The following is a 15,220-nucleotide window of genomic DNA, read 5'->3' on the forward strand; positions in this document are numbered from 1 at the left end:
TCTTTACCAGCGCAAGGCGTCATAGCGCATATTGACCGTCACCAGCGCATAGTCGAAAAAATCTGCGGTTGATCGGTTCACCATGTACCCGACCTGAGCAGTCAGGCCAGTGTTGATCTGGTAGGAAAGGCTGATCCCGGTCGCCTTGTCTGACCGGGGGGTGCCAAGAAATGCGCCGCCATCCGCAGTTTGGTGCCACAGGCCAATGCCCACCGCCCGTTTGCCCCACAGCCACTGCACATCAGCGGCGGCCCGGACATTCAAAGCGGTTTCCCCTTTGATTCCAGCCGCTTTGGTCAATGACAGCTTTGTTGCGGCGGTGTTCCAGGCAGATCCCCATGACAGGGTAACGGCGGGCTGCGCCCCGACAGCATATTCCGTATTGGCAAGTTCCGCCTTAACCTCATGATGGCTTTGGCCCGACGTGAACAGTTGCGACACGATCAAAGCGGTCTTTTGTGATGTGCCAGAGCCCAGTTCGCGGTTGCTTCTGGAAAGCGTGTGGCACAGATCCACAAAGGTCCAGCCTGTTACATGATTGCGGCTGCACAGACCAAGTTCGGCGTTGCTGCGGCCGATGCGGTGTTCCGGTGACCAGACTGCCTCGCCACGGACAAGTCCTTCGATGTAACGACCTTCGGCCCATGCCAGACGCCCGACGCCGCCCGCCGAGAAGCCGAACACCGCCCCCGCTTTGGCGCGATAGGCGGGATCGGCCGCGAACTCATAGCCGTTGAAGCGGAAGCTGTCCTGCAACGTTCCGCCATTGATATTGCCATCATAGCTGAGCACGGGAGCCGCCCATGCCTCGGCGGCGATGATCCGTTGCGATCCGGGTTCATAGTAAAACCCTTGGCGGATGAGGCTCTGCTTCATCTGAACCGCGGCGGCCCGCGGCGCCGCTTCGGTTTCAAGCAACTTGCCATAAGCAAACATGCGCATCCGTTCGGACCCGCTGATGCCCGCGCTGCGTGCCAGATCCAGCGGATCGGCATTTGCAGAAAAGGCCGCCATGAAACAAAGCGCCGCCCAGCCGATGCGGGAGCGTTTCAGAAAGAGTTCAGCACTCACAAGAACGGATTTCGGGCGCGCCCCCCGTGTGCGGCCGCACGCCAGGCTCTTCCCGAAAAGGGTCATGGAAGCGCATTTGGGTCTGTGCCGACAAACACACCGTCAACCTGGACTGCGGTGCCTTCAACCGTGCCCGCTGCGGTGTAGACGCCTGATGTTGTCATGCCGTGCAGATCGTTGGCATAAGCTGGGGTGCCGCCGATGTTTCCGCGCAGGCTGCCATCAATGGCAAAGATCACACTGCTATTGGGGTCCCAGACCTGAACCGTGATATCACCCCCATAAGCACCCGACCTGATGTTGAAGGGGAGTTGGGTGCCGACAACTTCGGTGCGGATATCTGACGTGCCCGAGACGCCGGTGCGCAGATTGATGTTCGCCGTTTGCGTGTCGAAGTTCAGCACAAGATCGACCAAACCATTGCTGTCGCTGCCACTGCGGACTGGCTGTCCGTCAATCGTAGCCCAGACAAAGTTCTGTCCCCGCAGATAATATGTGCCCGTCGCGGACACAAGCTGACCGTTCTGCTCGTTCCTGAACGGAGTGTGGTCGGCGGTCAGGCGCAAAACACGGACGACTGTTTCTTTGCCGCCTGACCCATCGACCTGCGCCAGCACTTCAATGGTGACCTTCCCATCATACTGCGCGTCAGAAAGGGCGATGAGATTGCGATAGCCTGCTGGGCTTGCGGGGTCTGAATCTTCAAACTGGGCGATGATGGCGGCATCGGCAGGTGTGGAGTTGTCACGGCGGATCCGGCTGAAGCCGTTGTCGTTTCTTGAGTAGCTTTCAAACGCCGGGGTTGTCACAGCCGCCGCAGGAGGAGGCGTTGGTTCTCCGGCCCCGCCGCCGCAACCGCCCAGAAGCACGAGGCACAGGGCAGCTGTCAGAACCTGTTTTGAATTCATCTGCATCTCACACCCTGGGTTGATTCGGTCGCTATCGGTTAACGTTAGCGCACATGCCAACACGTTGCCATGAACTGCGCGCGTGGAGCGCCATCCGCAGGGCAATGGCGCGCGTGGCCTGAAACCGGAGCAAGACACAGATCGGCCGAGAAGAATCCAATAATCATCACTTTCCCAAACAAGGCACGGGTTTGCCATTATCCCGCCATCAAGCGCTGCCATGAGGTCAGCGTTCCGAGTGATCATCCTCGCCTTCACAAGAACGGATTCAGTATGTTGCCGTGCACTTTCATCAACGCAGGATTTGGGGCGTGACCGGCGCGGTTCTCATAATGTCGATGCTGTGCGTCGTCTCGTTCGTGTTGGCGATCGCACTCGCGCGCAAGTCGCAGTTTCACGGCAAACCGTTTTTGGTCATCGCACAACTCGCGGTTTGCGCGTGGGTCTTCACGACGATTGCCGAGCTGGTTGCACAGACCCCGGACCACAAGATTTTCTGGTCGAGCGTGTCCTGGATTGCAATTGTGATCACGCCGACGGCGTGGACCCTGTTCATCCATCGCTACATCAACAATATTCGTGGCAAATTGCGGTGGCATGAAGAGGCGTTGCTGACGGTGTCGCCCCTCTTGATCATGTCTTTTGTCGTCACAAATCCGTGGCACCAATCCTTCTATGGACCCGCCACCGGCCCGGTCAGCACAGCACCGGGAGCGCCTTTGCAGTATGACCACGGCTCGCTGTTCTATGCTGCAGCCGCCTATCTGTATGTTTTCATGGCGTACAGCACGGCGGTCATGACGCGGGGTGCTCTTTTTGCCGCCAAACTTCACCGCACGCGGTTTAGGGCGATGCTGGCGCTGACCATACTGCCGGTGATGATGAACACCAGCTACATCCTGTTCGACGTCACGATTGCCGGGGTGGATGGAACGCCGTTTTCGTTCCTTCTGGCCACTGCCGCCTTTTCCTGGCTCCTTTTGTCGGATCAGTTTTTCAGCCTCTTGCCCATCGGGAACCGCGTTCTGATGGAAAAACTACAGGAGCCTGTGCTCTTTGTCGACGCATGCGGGACTATCATCAGCGCCAATCCCGCCGCAGAAAAACTGCGCGTTTCCAATGATCTGGGCGAAAGCTGCTGGCATCCTGACCTTTTGGTCCAGCTTCCGAACATGCAGGGGATGCTGGATACACCAACGGTGGTGTCAATTGGCGCACATCACTACGAAGTTCAGATTGCTTTGCTTGAAGCTCCGTTTTCTACATCGGGTGAGCCTGCGGGTTGGATGGTGTTGCTGAAGGATGTCACCGCTCTGAAGCTTCAGGCGCTGAACCTGGAATTTGCCTTGCGCCACAGTGAAATACGCATCAATGCCGCCGCGATCTTGCTGGACGAACTGCGCAGTCAGGCCACGACAGACGCGCTGACGGGTCTTTCCAACCGCCGCGCGTTGGATAACTGGCTGACAAACATCATAGATAATACGAACATGCGCGACCAGGATCTGCTGCTGGCGGTTTTGGACATCGATCACTTCAAGAGTATCAATGATCAACATGGCCATAGCGTCGGCGATGCGGTCCTGCGCAACTTTGCCGATGCCGTGGTCCGCCATTTTCGCAGGTCTGATCTGATTTTCCGGACGGGGGGAGAGGAGTTTCTGCTGTTGTTGCCCAGAATGACCGAGATAGAATTGAATGTCCGTCTGGATCTCCTCCGCCATGAACTGAGCACCCAAGGCCCTATCAAGACAAAATTCTCTGCTGGGGTCGCAGCGTGGACCGGACAGCGGGAAGCCTTTGAGACAGCCTGTGAACTTGCGGACAAGCGGCTGTATGTGGCCAAGACCCGCGGCCGCGACCGTACCATCGGAACCAAGACGGCGATCCTGACACTTGTGCCCGTCAGCAAAAGCGCTTGATCCAGGCAAAGATCTGTCTGTCGATGACAGGGCGAAGGGGTGCAATTTTGTGCACAAGGCCAGCCTGAAGGCGCGTTGAAACAGCCTTTGGCCGGCCGTCAGAGCCATCCTGATAAAGCTGGCGAGGGCCAGTTCGCCCGATACGAAGATCCGCCTGCCGGGCGAGCTTCAGAGCCATGCCCTGAAAATGCTGTATTCGCGGGACACCAAAAGTGTTAACAAAGAGTGAACACGCTGAGCGGCGCAGACGGCGCAGTCAGCAAAAGGCCATGGAGCGCCTTTGGATCTCACAAAAACAGCGCGTCGGAAGCACAAAGATGGTCGAAACCCTTTCAGAAAACGTCGTGGCGGCGGCTATGCAGCCGATCACCGATTCTCATGTGCCCACGGTTTTACGCGCAAATATCCAACGCCAAAGCGAAAAGCTGATGGGGTTGGCAATCACGCTTTTGGAGTCAGGGATGGATGAACAGCAGGTAAGGTCGATCGTCGACCTTGCCTGCTCGTCCTATCGCGATGAACTGACAGCCACTATCCTCGCCTTGAGGGATCACCATGAGAACTGACAGGCAACTGACCGATGAAGCAGGGCGTCTTGCGGCATTGCGTCGTTATGATGTGCTCGACACGCCCGCAGAAGAACCCTTTGAAAAGCTGACCGAACTGGTGCGCAACGTATTGTCGGTACCGATTGCAGCTGTGAGTTTGATCGATGAAAAGCGTCAGTGGTTCAAATCCATCGCCGGATTGTCCGCATGCGAAACAACACGCGATGTGTCGTTCTGTGCTCATGCCATCAAGCGCCGTGAACCCATGGTTGTGCCAGATGCAACGCTGGATATCCGCTTTGCCGACAACCCCTTTGTAACGTCAGACCCATTTATCCGCAGTTATCTGGGCATTCCGCTGGAAACGCCGGATGGGTATAACCTTGGCGCGCTTTGCGCCATTGACCTGAAGCCGCGTAGCTTTTCCGGCCACGAGATCGCGATTCTCACGAGCTTTGCGAAACTGGTCGTAAATGAGCTGGAGTTGCGCCAGATCGCCAACAGTGATGTCCTGACCGGCGCAATGACGCGGCGCGGGTGGGTCGCTGCATGTGAAAAGGAACTCGAACGCAGCCGGAGATACGACACAGCCGCTTCGATTATCCTTTTCGATGTCGATCACTTCAAAGGCATCAATGACTCGCACGGCCATCCCGCAGGTGATGAAGTGTTGCGCGTAATGGTGCAGCGCTGCCTTGCGACACTTCGTGACAGCGATAGCATTGGCCGGATCGGTGGCGAAGAATTCGCGATCCTCTTGCCAGCAACGGACGCTGCTGGCGCCATTGACCTTGCCGAACGGTTGCGCAGGCAATTTGCCGATAGCCCGGTGATTTTCAATGGCGCCCAGCTTCGTGTCACCGCGAGTTTTGGCATTTCGTCGCGTACCAGCGCCATCAAAGATGTCGATGCCTGGCTCGCCGCTGCGGATGCTTTGCTGTACCAGGCCAAGGCCGGTGGTCGAAATCGCTGCAAAGCCAGCACGGAGCCTTCGATGAGCGTCTGCCGATAGGACAGCGGGCGATCCGCAGAAAATGGACAGTGCTGTAGTGTTACCACGCCGTAAGGCCCCCGACGACACCGGTGTTTGATCCCGTCGTGCAGGAAGATGCTTCAGACGCCAGAAAACGGGTCACGCCGTTGGTCTCGTCAGCCCCGTCCCCTCCTGCCCCAGAATGAACGGGTCGCGCACCCGGATGGTGCCGATACCGCCTTCCAGCCAATACTGCAGATCCGACCCGCAAATGCCGCCCGTCAGAACCGCCACGCGCACCTCGCCAGGACCGGGCACTTCTGTCGCACGCGCTTCAAGCTTCAACTCATCCCGCCCATGCAGGCAAACGACACGTCCATCAGAAGGTTTTGTCATATTGGCCTCAGGGCATCAGAGTGTTGGGCAGCCAGATCGACAGCGCCGGGAAATAGCTGACCAGCATCAGCACGACCATATTCGTGATGATGAAAGGGATGATCGCCCGGATTACCGGCGAGAGTGGCAGTCGCGCAATGTTCGACGCAACAAACAGACACACCCCGACCGGCGGCGTTGTCAGGCCGATCATCAGGTTCAGCACCGCAAAACAGGCAAAGTGCAGCGGATCAATCCCCACTGCCATGGCCAGCGCCTGCAACGGCACGAACAGAATGATCAGTGCGGCAATCGTCTCCATGAACATGCCGACAAACAGCAGCAGCAGGTTGATCAGCAGGATGACCACGAACTTGTTGTCGGTAAAAGACAACACGCCATCGGCCAGCGTCTGGGGGATACGCTCGGCCACTAGAATCCAGCCGAACACATTCGCCGTGCCCACCAGAACCAGAATCCCCGCAGCGTTTACGGCGCTGTCAACGATGATCCTGGGAATGCGTGCGACAGGAAGCTCGCGGTAGACAAACAGCCCCACCAGCATCGCATACAGGCAGGCCACCACAGCGGTTTCTGTCGGCGTGGTGACACCGATCAGCAACCCGCCCACGATGAGAAATGTCATCGCCAGCGCCCAGATCGCGCCGGTGAACGACGTGAACAATTCGCCCACGCCCTTCCAGGACTCCCGGGGGAAGTTCTTTTTTCTGGCGATGAAGTAAGTCACCACCATCATTGCCGCCCCCATCAGCAGCCCGGGAACTGCACCTGCAAGGAACAGCTTGCCAACCGACAGGCCAGACAGCGAGCCGACGATGATCATCGGCACGCTGGGCGGGATCATCGGCCCCACGGTGGAAGAGGCAGCTGTCACCGCCGCTGCGAAATCACCCGGATACCCCGCCTTTTTCATGCCGGGGATCATCATGCCGCCGACCGAAGCCACATCGGCAACCGCCGTTCCCGAGATGCCGCCGAACAGCATCGAGGCCGCGATATTGGCCTGCGCCAGCCCGCCCCGCATCCAGCCGACCAGCGCATTGGCGAACCGGATGATCCGTTCGGTGATTCCGCCAGAGTTCATCAGATTGCCCGCAAGGATAAATCCGGGAATGCAGAGCAGCACGAAACTGTCCATCCCCGCATACATCTTCTGCGGAATGACGACCAAAGGGATATCGGCAAACAGCAGATAGGCCATCGACGACAGGCCAAGTGTCACCGCAACAGGCAGACCAATGGCAAGGCCCAGAACAAACGTCCCCAGAAGCAGGGTCAGGCCCATTATTTATCCTCCGCTCTTAGAATGGGTTGGCCATCATGACGGCCGGTCAGCATCTCAAAGACGCGCATCAGCGCCCAGAGACCCAAAGTGATGAAAAGGATCAGCATGGAGGCATGGATGAAATCCATCCGCCAGCCCAGCGACGCAGCTGTCTGGCGACGCCCGATCGCGGTGTAATCCCAGGCCGCAGACAGCAGGACCGCCGCAAACGTCGCGGTCAGCAAAGCGCAGACCAGCCGCAGCACCCAAGGTGCCCGGCCCGGCAGGCTTTCGCACAACAGATCGACGTTCACCATGTCGCCGCTGCGCAAGGCAAGCCCGGCACCAAGCGCGCCGATGTAGATCAGGCAGAACCGGGTCAGTTCCTCGGTCCAGACTGGGGCGGTGCTCAGGAATGTACGTGCGAAGACCTGCAACAGCACCGATCCAGACAGCACCAGAAAGGCCGCGAGTATCAGGAGGCGGCAAAGCCCCTCCAGCCCGTTGAATGCGCGTGTCATGAAATTCCCCCGAAAGGGCTCTGCCGGAACCTGTCCGGCAGAGCCAGCTGCACTCAGTTGTTAAAGATCTGTTCGGCAAGCGGGCGGATTTCCTCGGCGACGGCGCCAAGGACGGCATCCCGGGCCTTGGCTGCAAATGCCGCCTGATCGACCTCGACAAATGTCACGCCACGGCCTTCCAGATCGGCGACCAGTGCGGTTTCATCTGCCAGAAACAACGCGCGTTCATAGGCTTGTGTGCGCTGTGCTGCTTCCATCAAAGCGGCCTGATCCGCTTCCGACAGTTTGTCCCAGCTCCGCTCAGAAATGGTGAGGTAGATCCACGAACGGACATGCTCGGTCTTGTTCACGACCTTTTGCACCTCGTAGAAACCGCCGGATTTGAACAGGGCCAGCGGGTTTTCCTGCCCCTCGATCGTGCCATTCTGCAGCGAAGTGAACACTTCGGAAAACGCCATCGGTGTCGGGTTGGCCCCCAGCGCCTGCCATGCCGCAACAAAAATCGGCACGTTCGGCACGCGCAGTTTGAACCCGTTCAGAGCATCAGGCGTCTTGATCTCACGCGTGGCCGACAGGTTGCGCGGCCCGCGCGCAAAATAGGTCAGCGGGCGGATGTCGGCCTTCTCAACGATCTCGGCTTCGATCTGCGCGCCGATCTCGCCCGAGGCAACCTCATCCATATGCTCCAGAGATTTATAGGCATAGGGCAACGCCAGCAGCGCAGCGCTCGGCGCCCAGTTCTGCAGGCTTTCGCCGGTGATCGTCATGTCGGCGGTGCCAAGCTGCATACCGTTGATGACGTCAATTTCCTTGCCCAGCGACTCGTTCGGGTAGATCTGCACCTCGACCCGGCCCTGTGTCAGCGCTTTGGCTTCTTCGGCGAATTTCATCGCTGCCTTGTGCCAGATATTCTCTTCATTCGCGAGGTGCCCCAGCTTGAGCGTGACCTCTTGCGCCGCCGCCGCGTTGCCCAGCAAGGCAACCACGGCACAGGTCGCCACCAGTCGCGTGATTTTGTTTAGCGTCATCGTGTCCTCCTCAGGATGATGGACCGCCGGCATTGGCCGGGATCACAGAAAATACTCGGGCTGCTCTTGCTTGATCGCCGGCAGATCCGTCAGGATGCCTTGCAGGTGACAGCGCATGGCGTGTTCCGCTTTGTCAGGGGCGCGTTGGGCGATGGCCCCGAGCACATCGCGGTGCTGGTCGATCAGCCGGTTCGCCGGGAAATGCATGCCCGACAGAACCCTGATCCGGTCCATCTGCGCCTTCATTTCAACCACGATGTGCCAGGCTTTATCTTTGCCCGCACCCTCGGCCAATGTGCGGTGATTGCTTTCATCCGCTATCATGAATTCGCGGGCGGCCCCGCGGACCAGATCCTGCTGGCGGTCAACCTGAGCCCTCAGGTCCGCGATCAGTGTCGGATCGGGCGCATGTGCCAGCAGCTTCACGATATCAGCCTCGATCGCTTCGCGGACTTCTGCCTCGGAAATCCGTGCCCCGGGGTACAGGACATTTTCAATGATCGCCGCGCGAAGCGCTGAATAAAGCTGATCGACCACGCTGGAACCCTGCGGCTGCAACGTATCTGCATTCCACTGCGATCTGACATTCCGAATCTCCCCCAAGACAGGATATAAGCCATACTACCATACCAGTCAATCAGCCGATATTCTTCTGATCAGCGCGATCCTCCGCAATAAAAGCTTTCCCCTTAACTATTGCTTGACTTCTGATACATACCCGAAACTATGATTTAGTAAGAAGGGGAGAAGCAGATGGCCGGAATTGTGCTGGATCGGGTATCCAAGAAGTTTGGCTCGGTCGAAGTCATTCGCAACCTCAATCTAGAGATTGCGGCGGGGGAGTTCGTCGTCTTCCTTGGACCTTCGGGGTCGGGCAAGACCACGCTTTTGCGCATGATCGCCGGGCTGGAGAGCATAGACAATGGGGCGCTGATGATTGACGGGGTCCGGTCGGAAACCCTGTCGCCAGGGCAGCGCAATCTGGCAATGGTGTTTCAGAACTACGCACTTTATCCGCATATGACTGTGGCCGAGAACATGGCCTTCGGATTGAGGAACATCGGGCTTCCGGCCGGCATGATCCGGACGCGCGTGACCGAAGCTGCCCGCATGCTGGAGATGGAGCAGCTTCTGGCGCGTCGCCCGGCGGAACTGTCGGGCGGGCAACGGCAGCGGGTGGCCATCGGGCGCGCGATTGTCAAGGAACCCAAGGCGTTCCTGTTTGACGAACCCTTGTCGAACCTTGATGCCGGATTGCGGGTGCGGACGCGGCTGGAACTGGCCGAGCTGCACCAGCGGCTGGGGTCGACGATGATCTATGTCACCCACGACCAGACCGAAGCGATGACGCTGGCGGACCGGATCGTGATCCTGAACAATTGCCAGATCGAACAGGTCGGTACCCCGATGGATGTCTATTCGCACCCCGCTTCGCGCTTTGTGGCGGGGTTCATCGGATCACCGGCAATGAACTTCCTGCCGGTGACACTGACAGGAACCGGCGACCGGGCAGCGGCGCTGCTGGGGGATGGGACGGTGCTGCCGCTGAAGGGCACACCCGCAGGCGAAGGACCGTGGGAACTGGGCATCCGACCCGAGGCCCTTACGGTTGTGGCATCGGGCGGGTTGACGACAGCAACCGCAACCGTGATCGAGCGGCTGGGAGACCGGACACTGGTTTACGCGCGGATGTCAGACGGCACGCTCGTCACCGCACAAGACAGCGGCCAGTCGGCGATCAGGGCAGGTGATACCATTGACCTGCTCTTTGACACCCAGGCACTGCATCTGTTTGATGGCACTGGCCGCGCGGCCACGCGTTAGCCCTTGATCCCGGCCGACAGGGTGATCGCCTGCGTCACCTTGCGCTGGAAGAGAAGGTAGGCCAGCGCCACCGGCAGGCCTGCCAACACCGCCGCGGCCAGCTCCCGCGCGTAATAGACCCCGAACGCGTCATTGACCTGAGTGATCCCGACAGTGACCGTCATCATCTCGGTCCGGGTGACGGACAGGAAGGGCCAGAGAAAGGCGTTCCATGTCCAGATGAAACAGACGATCGACAGGGCTGCGGTGACACCCCAGTTCATCGGCAGATAGACCTTGAACAGAATGCGGAACTCTCCCGCGCTGTCCATCACCGCTGCTTCGCGGAAGTCTTTTGGCACCTGATCGAAGAACTGCTTGTAGACGATGATGATCACCGGATGAATAAGCTGCGGCAGCATGATACCGGCCCATGTGTTCAGCAGACCCAGCTGTGCCACAAGCACGAAATGGTTGATGATCAGCGCCTGCAACGGCACCATAAAGCTGGCAAGGATCAGCCACCACAGCACTTGTCGCCCCGGAAAGCGCAGTTGCGACAGCGCATATCCGCACAGCATGGACGAGGTGATGGTGATCAGCGTGACACCCAGCGCCACCGCGATGGAGTTCACATACCAGGTGCCGATCTGCGTGGCGGTGATCGCATGAACGTAGTGCTGAAAGGTCAGATTCTCTGGCCAGATCTCGATATAGTTGCGGACAACCTCATCTTCGGGCTTCAGCGACGAGATAACGCCCCAGTACAGCGGAAAGGCCCAGATCACGGCCAGAACCACAGTGACCAGCGTGATCACACCGCCCCACAGATTGACCTGCCGCGCATTTGATATGTTCATTTCCGGTTCCCCGACAGGCGCAGAAGCTGAAATTGCAGCACTGAGACGACCACGACCAGTACGAACAGTGTCACCGCAACCGCTGCGGCCCGCCCGCCCTGATTTTGCTGGAACGCGCGTTGAAACACGTAGTAGACCAGCACCATGTTGTCGTTCGGTCTGCCGCCCTGTGAAAACAGGTAGACCTGATCAAAGATCTTCAGTTGTGAGATCAGCTGGATCGTGAACACCAGTGACGTGACCGGCCACAGCAGCGGCCATGTGATCCGGCGAAAGGTGGTCCAGCGCCCGGCGTTGTCCAGGGCTGCAGCCTCATAAATCTCGGCTGGAATGGATCGCAGCCCGGCAAGGAACAGCAGGATGGAAAAACCTGCGGTCCACCAGATAGTGACGACGGCCATCGCCGGCATGAACCAATCCCGCGATTTGGTGATGGGAACCCGTTTGACTCGCAGCCAGTCCAGCACATGCATTGAAATCCCGAACTGGAAATTCAGGATCCAGTCCCAGATCAGATAGACCACCGACACCGGCAGGATGTAGGGCAGGAAAAACAGCGCCAACACCGCCGCTTGCAACCGTCCCTTCAGCCGCGACACGCCGAGCGCGACGAGAAGCGCCACAACGGTGCCGGGGATGACGGTCAGAAGAACGAAATAGGCCGTATTCCACGCCGCCGTGCGAAAGCGAGGATCGTTGTCGAGACGGGCGTAGTTTTCAACGCCGACAAACTCGCCCTCGCCGATCAGTGGGGCGTCGGTAAAGGAAATTCCGAACATCTGGATCGTCGGCCAGACGAAAACCAGCAGATAAATCGCCAGGAACGGCGTGACCAGCAGGGCTGCGATCAGAGTATCCTTGCGGTGGTTGGTCAGCATTGCATATCCCCGGTAAGACCGGGCCACCAGATTGCAGGTGGCCCGGTCAGGCGTGCGGAAATCAGAGCGCGTTCAGCTCTTCCTTGATGGACTCGACTGCCTCGGAGGGGTCCATCTCTCCGTTCAGGGTCGGCACGAAATAGGTCGACATGACATCGAAGATCGGACCGGCCACGCCTGCAAGCGGGGTTTTCGGATCAAAGATCATGTTGGCCGTCAGCGAGGAGTATGTGGCATTGGGCTCCATCGCGGCGTATTCCGGGCTGGCCGTGACCGGGGCATAGGCCGGGATATGACCCGCCGTCGCCCAGAACAACGAGTTCTTTGCGATCCAGCCCACAACCTCCAGCACTGCCGCGCGCTTTTCTGGGGTCATGTCCTTGCCCCGGTTCAGCGGCAACGCAAAGGCATGACTGTCCGCATAGGTGGAAGGCTGGTCAAAGATCACCGGCAGTTCGACTGCGCCCCAGTTGAACAGTTTGCCCTGAGCGTTCAGATCAGTCATAGTAGGCACTTCCCACACACCGTTGATCATCATCGCCGCTTCACCGCTGGTGAACAGCGCGACCGTGGCGGGATAATCAGTATAGGTCGATTGCAGGCCTGCCTCTGTCCATCCGGCAAGGACAGACAGTGCATTGGCCAGCTTGTCGGCATTGTCGCCCGCCAGGAATTCGCCATCGGTCATCAGCTCGCCGCCCTGCTGGCCGACGAGGGAATAGATGGTGCGGAACATGAAGTTGCCGTCAGCGGTCACGCTGCCCAGCGGGAAGGTGACGCCGTTGTCTTTCAGCGCCTGCAAGGTGGCGGTAAAGCCGTCGCGGCTGTCCATGCCTTTGGGAAGGCCGTTTTCATCCAGCATTCCGGCGGCTTCCAGCAGGTCTTTGTTATAATAAAGCACGATCGGGTGCGTATCCAGCGGCACCGCATATTGCTTGCGGTCCACCGTGACCGCATCCCATGTTGCGGGGGCGAAATCGGCCTCCCCTATCCCCATCGCCGCGAAGTCTTCGGCGGTCAGTTCCTGAAGCACCCCCTGCTCGACCGCAAGCGGGATGCGGCTGGCGTGATAGGTCATCACATCCGGCGCCTCCCCCACGGCGGCCGAGGTCTGGACCTTGGCATAGAACGGGGTGCCCCATTCCAGAGTGGTGGCGTCGATGCTGATCTGGCCGCTGTGGGCGGCGTTGAAATCCTCGATCAGCTTTTTCATCCGCACGCCATCGCCGCCTGCCAGGAAATCCCACCAGACGACGGTTTCCTGCGCCTGCGCGACCCCGGCAAAGCCGACGGTTGCGATGACGGCAGCCTTAAGCATTCCGCTAACGGTCATTGTCTTCCTCCCTGACTGCGGCGGTGGCCGCCGCTCCTCCGATGACAAAGGGTATAGCCTTCGCCGATTCGATCAATGTAAAAGGTGATACGTATCCGACTATCCGATATTCACAGCCTGACCCGGATCATCGAATAGGAATGTGGCGGCAGCGTCAGCGTCAGCCCTTTGCCTGCAATCTTCGCGCCATCACCTTTGACCGGGGCTACGTTGTCGGGCTGGTCTTTGGTGTTGCGCGCTTCAAGATCAACATGCTTGATCAGCGTATGTTCCACCGTTTTCGCCGCGAACCCGTCCAGCGCCAGATCCACCTCCAGCGGTTCATCCGGGTTACGGTTGACGGCAAAGAACGTCAGCGTGCCGGTGTCGTCATCCCGCACCCCCGCGATATCCAGCCATGGTACATCGGCGGCAACATCGGCGTTATAGCTGCCCACCTCGACCGCAAGCTGCATCGCCGTGCCGCGCCCGTGTTTTGAGGCAAACAGGAACGGCCAGTAGATGGTCTGCCGCCACGCCGCGCCGCCCGGTTCGGTCATGATCGGCGCGATCACGTTCACCAGCTGGGCGATGCAGGCGATTTTCACCACATCGGCCCGGCGGATAAAGGTGTTCAGAATGCAGCCGACCTGCAGAACATCTTCAAAGTTATAGATATCCTCCAGCAAGACCGGCGCTTCGGGCCAGTCCCATTCGCGCATCCGCTGGGCATCCTGTTTGCGTTCGTGATACCAGACGTTCCATTCGTCGAACGAGATCTTCACATTGCGCTTTGACCGCTTCTTGGCTTTCACATAGTCGATCACTCCGGAAATCGTGCCGATATAGCGGTCCAGCTTCATTGGCAGGGCAAGATATTCCCGTGGGTTCTTTTCGTAGTTCTCGAAATACATGTGCAGGCTGATGTGATCGACCTGATCATAGGTTTCTTCCAGCACCGTCGCTTCCCATTGCGGATAGGTCGGCATGTTGGAATGGCTTGAGCCGCAAACCACCAGTTCCAGCGTCGGGTCCAGCCCGCGCAGGGCCTTGGCGGTTTCGTTCGCCAGATGGCCGTATTCGGCAGCGGATTTGTGACCCACCTGCCATGGGCCATCCATCTCATTGCCCAGACACCAAAGCCGGCAATTCCACGGATCTTTACGACCGTTCTTCGCCCGCAGATCCGACCACTGTGTGCCGCCCTTATGGTTGACGTATTCGACAAAGGCCCGTGCTTCATCAAGACCACGCGAGCCAAGGTTGACCGCCAGCATCATTTCGGTTCCGGCTTTTTCGGCCCAGTCGGCAAATTCGTGGATGCCGACCTGATTGCTTTCCGTGGTGCGCCAGGCCAAATCCAGCCGCTTGGGCCGCTGATCCTTTGGCCCGATACCGTCTTCCCAGTTGTAGGCAGACACGAAGTTGCCACCCGGATAGCGGCAGATCGGGGTATCGAGGGCGCGCACCAGATCCAGCACATCGCCGCGCATGCCTGCGGCATCGGCGGTCGGATGGCCCGGCTCATATATGCCGGTATAGACCGCCCGGCCCAAATGTTCGAGGAACGACCCATACAGCCGCTTGTCGATATCCGCGACCGTATAGGCGCTGTGCGCCGTTACCTTTGCCTTCATCATCCCCTCCCCCGGAATGTATGAACCCGTATCACCGGTCTATACCAGATATTTTGGTATAGTTGGTCAGGAGTTCGCCCCGGTCAAGCGAAAAGACGG

15 protein-coding genes are annotated in these 15,220 nt (G+C 58.9%); 4 read left to right on the forward strand and 11 right to left on the reverse strand.

Annotation, left to right across the window (positions count from 1 at the left end):
* Positions 1-3: 3 nt before the first annotated feature.
* Both J2X53_RS19970 and J2X53_RS19975 read right to left on the reverse strand, forming a co-directional pair.
* Positions 4-1,071 (reverse strand): hypothetical protein, encoded by a 1,068-nt coding sequence (locus J2X53_RS19970; RefSeq protein ID WP_349039256.1) that lies wholly within the window; start codon positions 1,069-1,071, stop codon positions 4-6.
* 62 nt (positions 1,072-1,133) lie between these two features.
* Positions 1,134-2,201: a viral aspartic protease gene (locus tag J2X53_RS19975; RefSeq protein ID WP_349039257.1), complete on the reverse strand. Its 1,068-nt coding sequence runs from the start codon at positions 2,199-2,201 to the stop codon at positions 1,134-1,136.
* Positions 2,202-2,290: 89 nt separating this feature from the next.
* Here J2X53_RS19975 and J2X53_RS19980 point away from each other — a divergent pair, with 89 nt between their 5' ends.
* The 3 genes from J2X53_RS19980 (at position 2,291) to J2X53_RS19990 (ending at position 5,461) form a co-directional block, all read left to right on the forward strand.
* The gene (locus tag J2X53_RS19980) at positions 2,291-3,901 is read left to right on the forward strand and encodes a histidine kinase N-terminal 7TM domain-containing protein (protein WP_349039258.1); all 1,611 of its coding nucleotides are present in this window, start codon (positions 2,291-2,293) and stop codon (positions 3,899-3,901) included.
* A 269-nt stretch (positions 3,902-4,170) separates the two neighbouring features.
* Positions 4,171-4,467 (forward strand): hypothetical protein, encoded by a 297-nt coding sequence (locus J2X53_RS19985; protein ID WP_349039259.1) that lies wholly within the window; start codon positions 4,171-4,173, stop codon positions 4,465-4,467.
* Positions 4,457-5,461, forward strand: a complete 1,005-nt coding sequence (locus J2X53_RS19990; RefSeq protein WP_349039260.1) for a sensor domain-containing diguanylate cyclase — start codon at positions 4,457-4,459, stop codon at positions 5,459-5,461. The genes J2X53_RS19985 and J2X53_RS19990 overlap by 11 nt, the downstream gene beginning before the upstream one ends.
* A gap of 120 nt (positions 5,462-5,581) precedes the next feature.
* Here J2X53_RS19990 and J2X53_RS19995 read toward each other — a convergent pair whose 3' ends face one another.
* The 5 genes from J2X53_RS19995 to J2X53_RS20015 are packed head-to-tail and all read right to left on the reverse strand — an operon-like array spanning position 5,582 to position 9,168.
* A complete protein-coding gene (locus J2X53_RS19995; protein WP_349039261.1) occupies positions 5,582-5,818 on the reverse strand; it encodes an alcohol dehydrogenase catalytic domain-containing protein in 237 nt (78 codons plus the stop codon).
* A 7-nt stretch (positions 5,819-5,825) separates the two neighbouring features.
* Entirely contained in the window at positions 5,826-7,103 is a 1,278-nt protein-coding gene (locus J2X53_RS20000) for a TRAP transporter large permease (protein ID WP_349039262.1), read from the reverse strand.
* Positions 7,103-7,603, reverse strand: coding sequence for a TRAP transporter small permease (locus J2X53_RS20005; protein ID WP_349039263.1), 501 nt, complete (start codon positions 7,601-7,603; stop codon positions 7,103-7,105). Before J2X53_RS20005 ends, J2X53_RS20000 begins: the two co-directional genes overlap by 1 nt.
* Before the next feature lie 53 nt (positions 7,604-7,656).
* Positions 7,657-8,631 carry a TRAP transporter substrate-binding protein gene (locus tag J2X53_RS20010; RefSeq protein WP_349039264.1) on the reverse strand — a complete coding sequence of 325 codons (975 nt, stop codon included), beginning with the start codon at positions 8,629-8,631 and terminating at the stop codon, positions 7,657-7,659.
* A 42-nt stretch (positions 8,632-8,673) separates the two neighbouring features.
* Positions 8,674-9,168, reverse strand: a complete 495-nt coding sequence (locus J2X53_RS20015; protein ID WP_349039265.1) for an FCD domain-containing protein — start codon at positions 9,166-9,168, stop codon at positions 8,674-8,676.
* Positions 9,169-9,384: 216 nt separating this feature from the next.
* Here J2X53_RS20015 and ugpC point away from each other — a divergent pair, with 216 nt between their 5' ends.
* Positions 9,385-10,455, forward strand: a complete 1,071-nt coding sequence (gene ugpC / locus J2X53_RS20020; RefSeq protein WP_349039266.1) for a sn-glycerol-3-phosphate ABC transporter ATP-binding protein UgpC — start codon at positions 9,385-9,387, stop codon at positions 10,453-10,455.
* On the opposite strand, the gene J2X53_RS20025 is transcribed toward ugpC, so the two are convergent.
* The 4 genes from J2X53_RS20025 to J2X53_RS20040 form a co-directional block, all read right to left on the reverse strand.
* The gene (locus J2X53_RS20025; RefSeq protein WP_349039267.1) at positions 10,452-11,294 is read right to left on the reverse strand and encodes a carbohydrate ABC transporter permease; all 843 of its coding nucleotides are present in this window, start codon (positions 11,292-11,294) and stop codon (positions 10,452-10,454) included. The genes ugpC and J2X53_RS20025 overlap by 4 nt on opposite strands.
* Positions 11,291-12,172, reverse strand: a complete 882-nt coding sequence (locus J2X53_RS20030; RefSeq protein WP_349039268.1) for a sugar ABC transporter permease — start codon at positions 12,170-12,172, stop codon at positions 11,291-11,293. Before J2X53_RS20030 ends, J2X53_RS20025 begins: the two co-directional genes overlap by 4 nt.
* A gap of 61 nt (positions 12,173-12,233) precedes the next feature.
* On the reverse strand, positions 12,234-13,505 hold the full coding sequence (locus tag J2X53_RS20035; RefSeq protein ID WP_349039269.1) for an extracellular solute-binding protein: 1,272 nt from the start codon (positions 13,503-13,505) through the stop codon (positions 12,234-12,236).
* Positions 13,506-13,615: 110 nt separating this feature from the next.
* Positions 13,616-15,121, reverse strand: coding sequence for an alpha-N-arabinofuranosidase (locus J2X53_RS20040; RefSeq protein WP_349039270.1), 1,506 nt, complete (start codon positions 15,119-15,121; stop codon positions 13,616-13,618).
* Between the last annotated feature and the right edge of the window lie 99 nt (positions 15,122-15,220).

This window comes from Pseudotabrizicola sp. 4114 (genome assembly GCF_031457365.1).
Taxonomy (GTDB): Bacteria; Pseudomonadota; Alphaproteobacteria; order Rhodobacterales; family Rhodobacteraceae; genus Pseudotabrizicola.

Excerpts from the sequence above, each read along its gene's own strand:
- J2X53_RS19995 (WP_349039261.1), bottom strand. The coding sequence starts at position 5,818 with ATGACAAAACCTTCTGATGGACGTGTCGTTTGCCTGCATGGGCGGGAT.
- J2X53_RS20000 (WP_349039262.1), bottom strand. The coding sequence starts at position 7,103 with ATGGGCCTGACCCTGCTTCTGGGGACGTTTGTTCTGGGCCTTGCCATT.
- J2X53_RS19985 (WP_349039259.1), top strand. The coding sequence starts at position 4,171 with ATGGAGCGCCTTTGGATCTCACAAAAACAGCGCGTCGGAAGCACAAAG.
- J2X53_RS19990 (WP_349039260.1), top strand. The coding sequence starts at position 4,457 with ATGAGAACTGACAGGCAACTGACCGATGAAGCAGGGCGTCTTGCGGCA.
- J2X53_RS20040 (WP_349039270.1), bottom strand. The coding sequence starts at position 15,121 with ATGAAGGCAAAGGTAACGGCGCACAGCGCCTATACGGTCGCGGATATC.
- ugpC (WP_349039266.1), top strand. The coding sequence starts at position 9,385 with ATGGCCGGAATTGTGCTGGATCGGGTATCCAAGAAGTTTGGCTCGGTC.
- J2X53_RS20030 (WP_349039268.1), bottom strand. The coding sequence starts at position 12,172 with ATGCTGACCAACCACCGCAAGGATACTCTGATCGCAGCCCTGCTGGTC.
- J2X53_RS20010 (WP_349039264.1), bottom strand. The coding sequence starts at position 8,631 with ATGACGCTAAACAAAATCACGCGACTGGTGGCGACCTGTGCCGTGGTT.
- J2X53_RS20035 (WP_349039269.1), bottom strand. The coding sequence starts at position 13,505 with ATGACCGTTAGCGGAATGCTTAAGGCTGCCGTCATCGCAACCGTCGGC.
- J2X53_RS19975 (WP_349039257.1), bottom strand. The coding sequence starts at position 2,201 with ATGGCAGCGCTTGATGGCGGGATAATGGCAAACCCGTGCCTTGTTTGG.
- J2X53_RS20025 (WP_349039267.1), bottom strand. The coding sequence starts at position 11,294 with ATGAACATATCAAATGCGCGGCAGGTCAATCTGTGGGGCGGTGTGATC.
- J2X53_RS20005 (WP_349039263.1), bottom strand. The coding sequence starts at position 7,603 with ATGACACGCGCATTCAACGGGCTGGAGGGGCTTTGCCGCCTCCTGATA.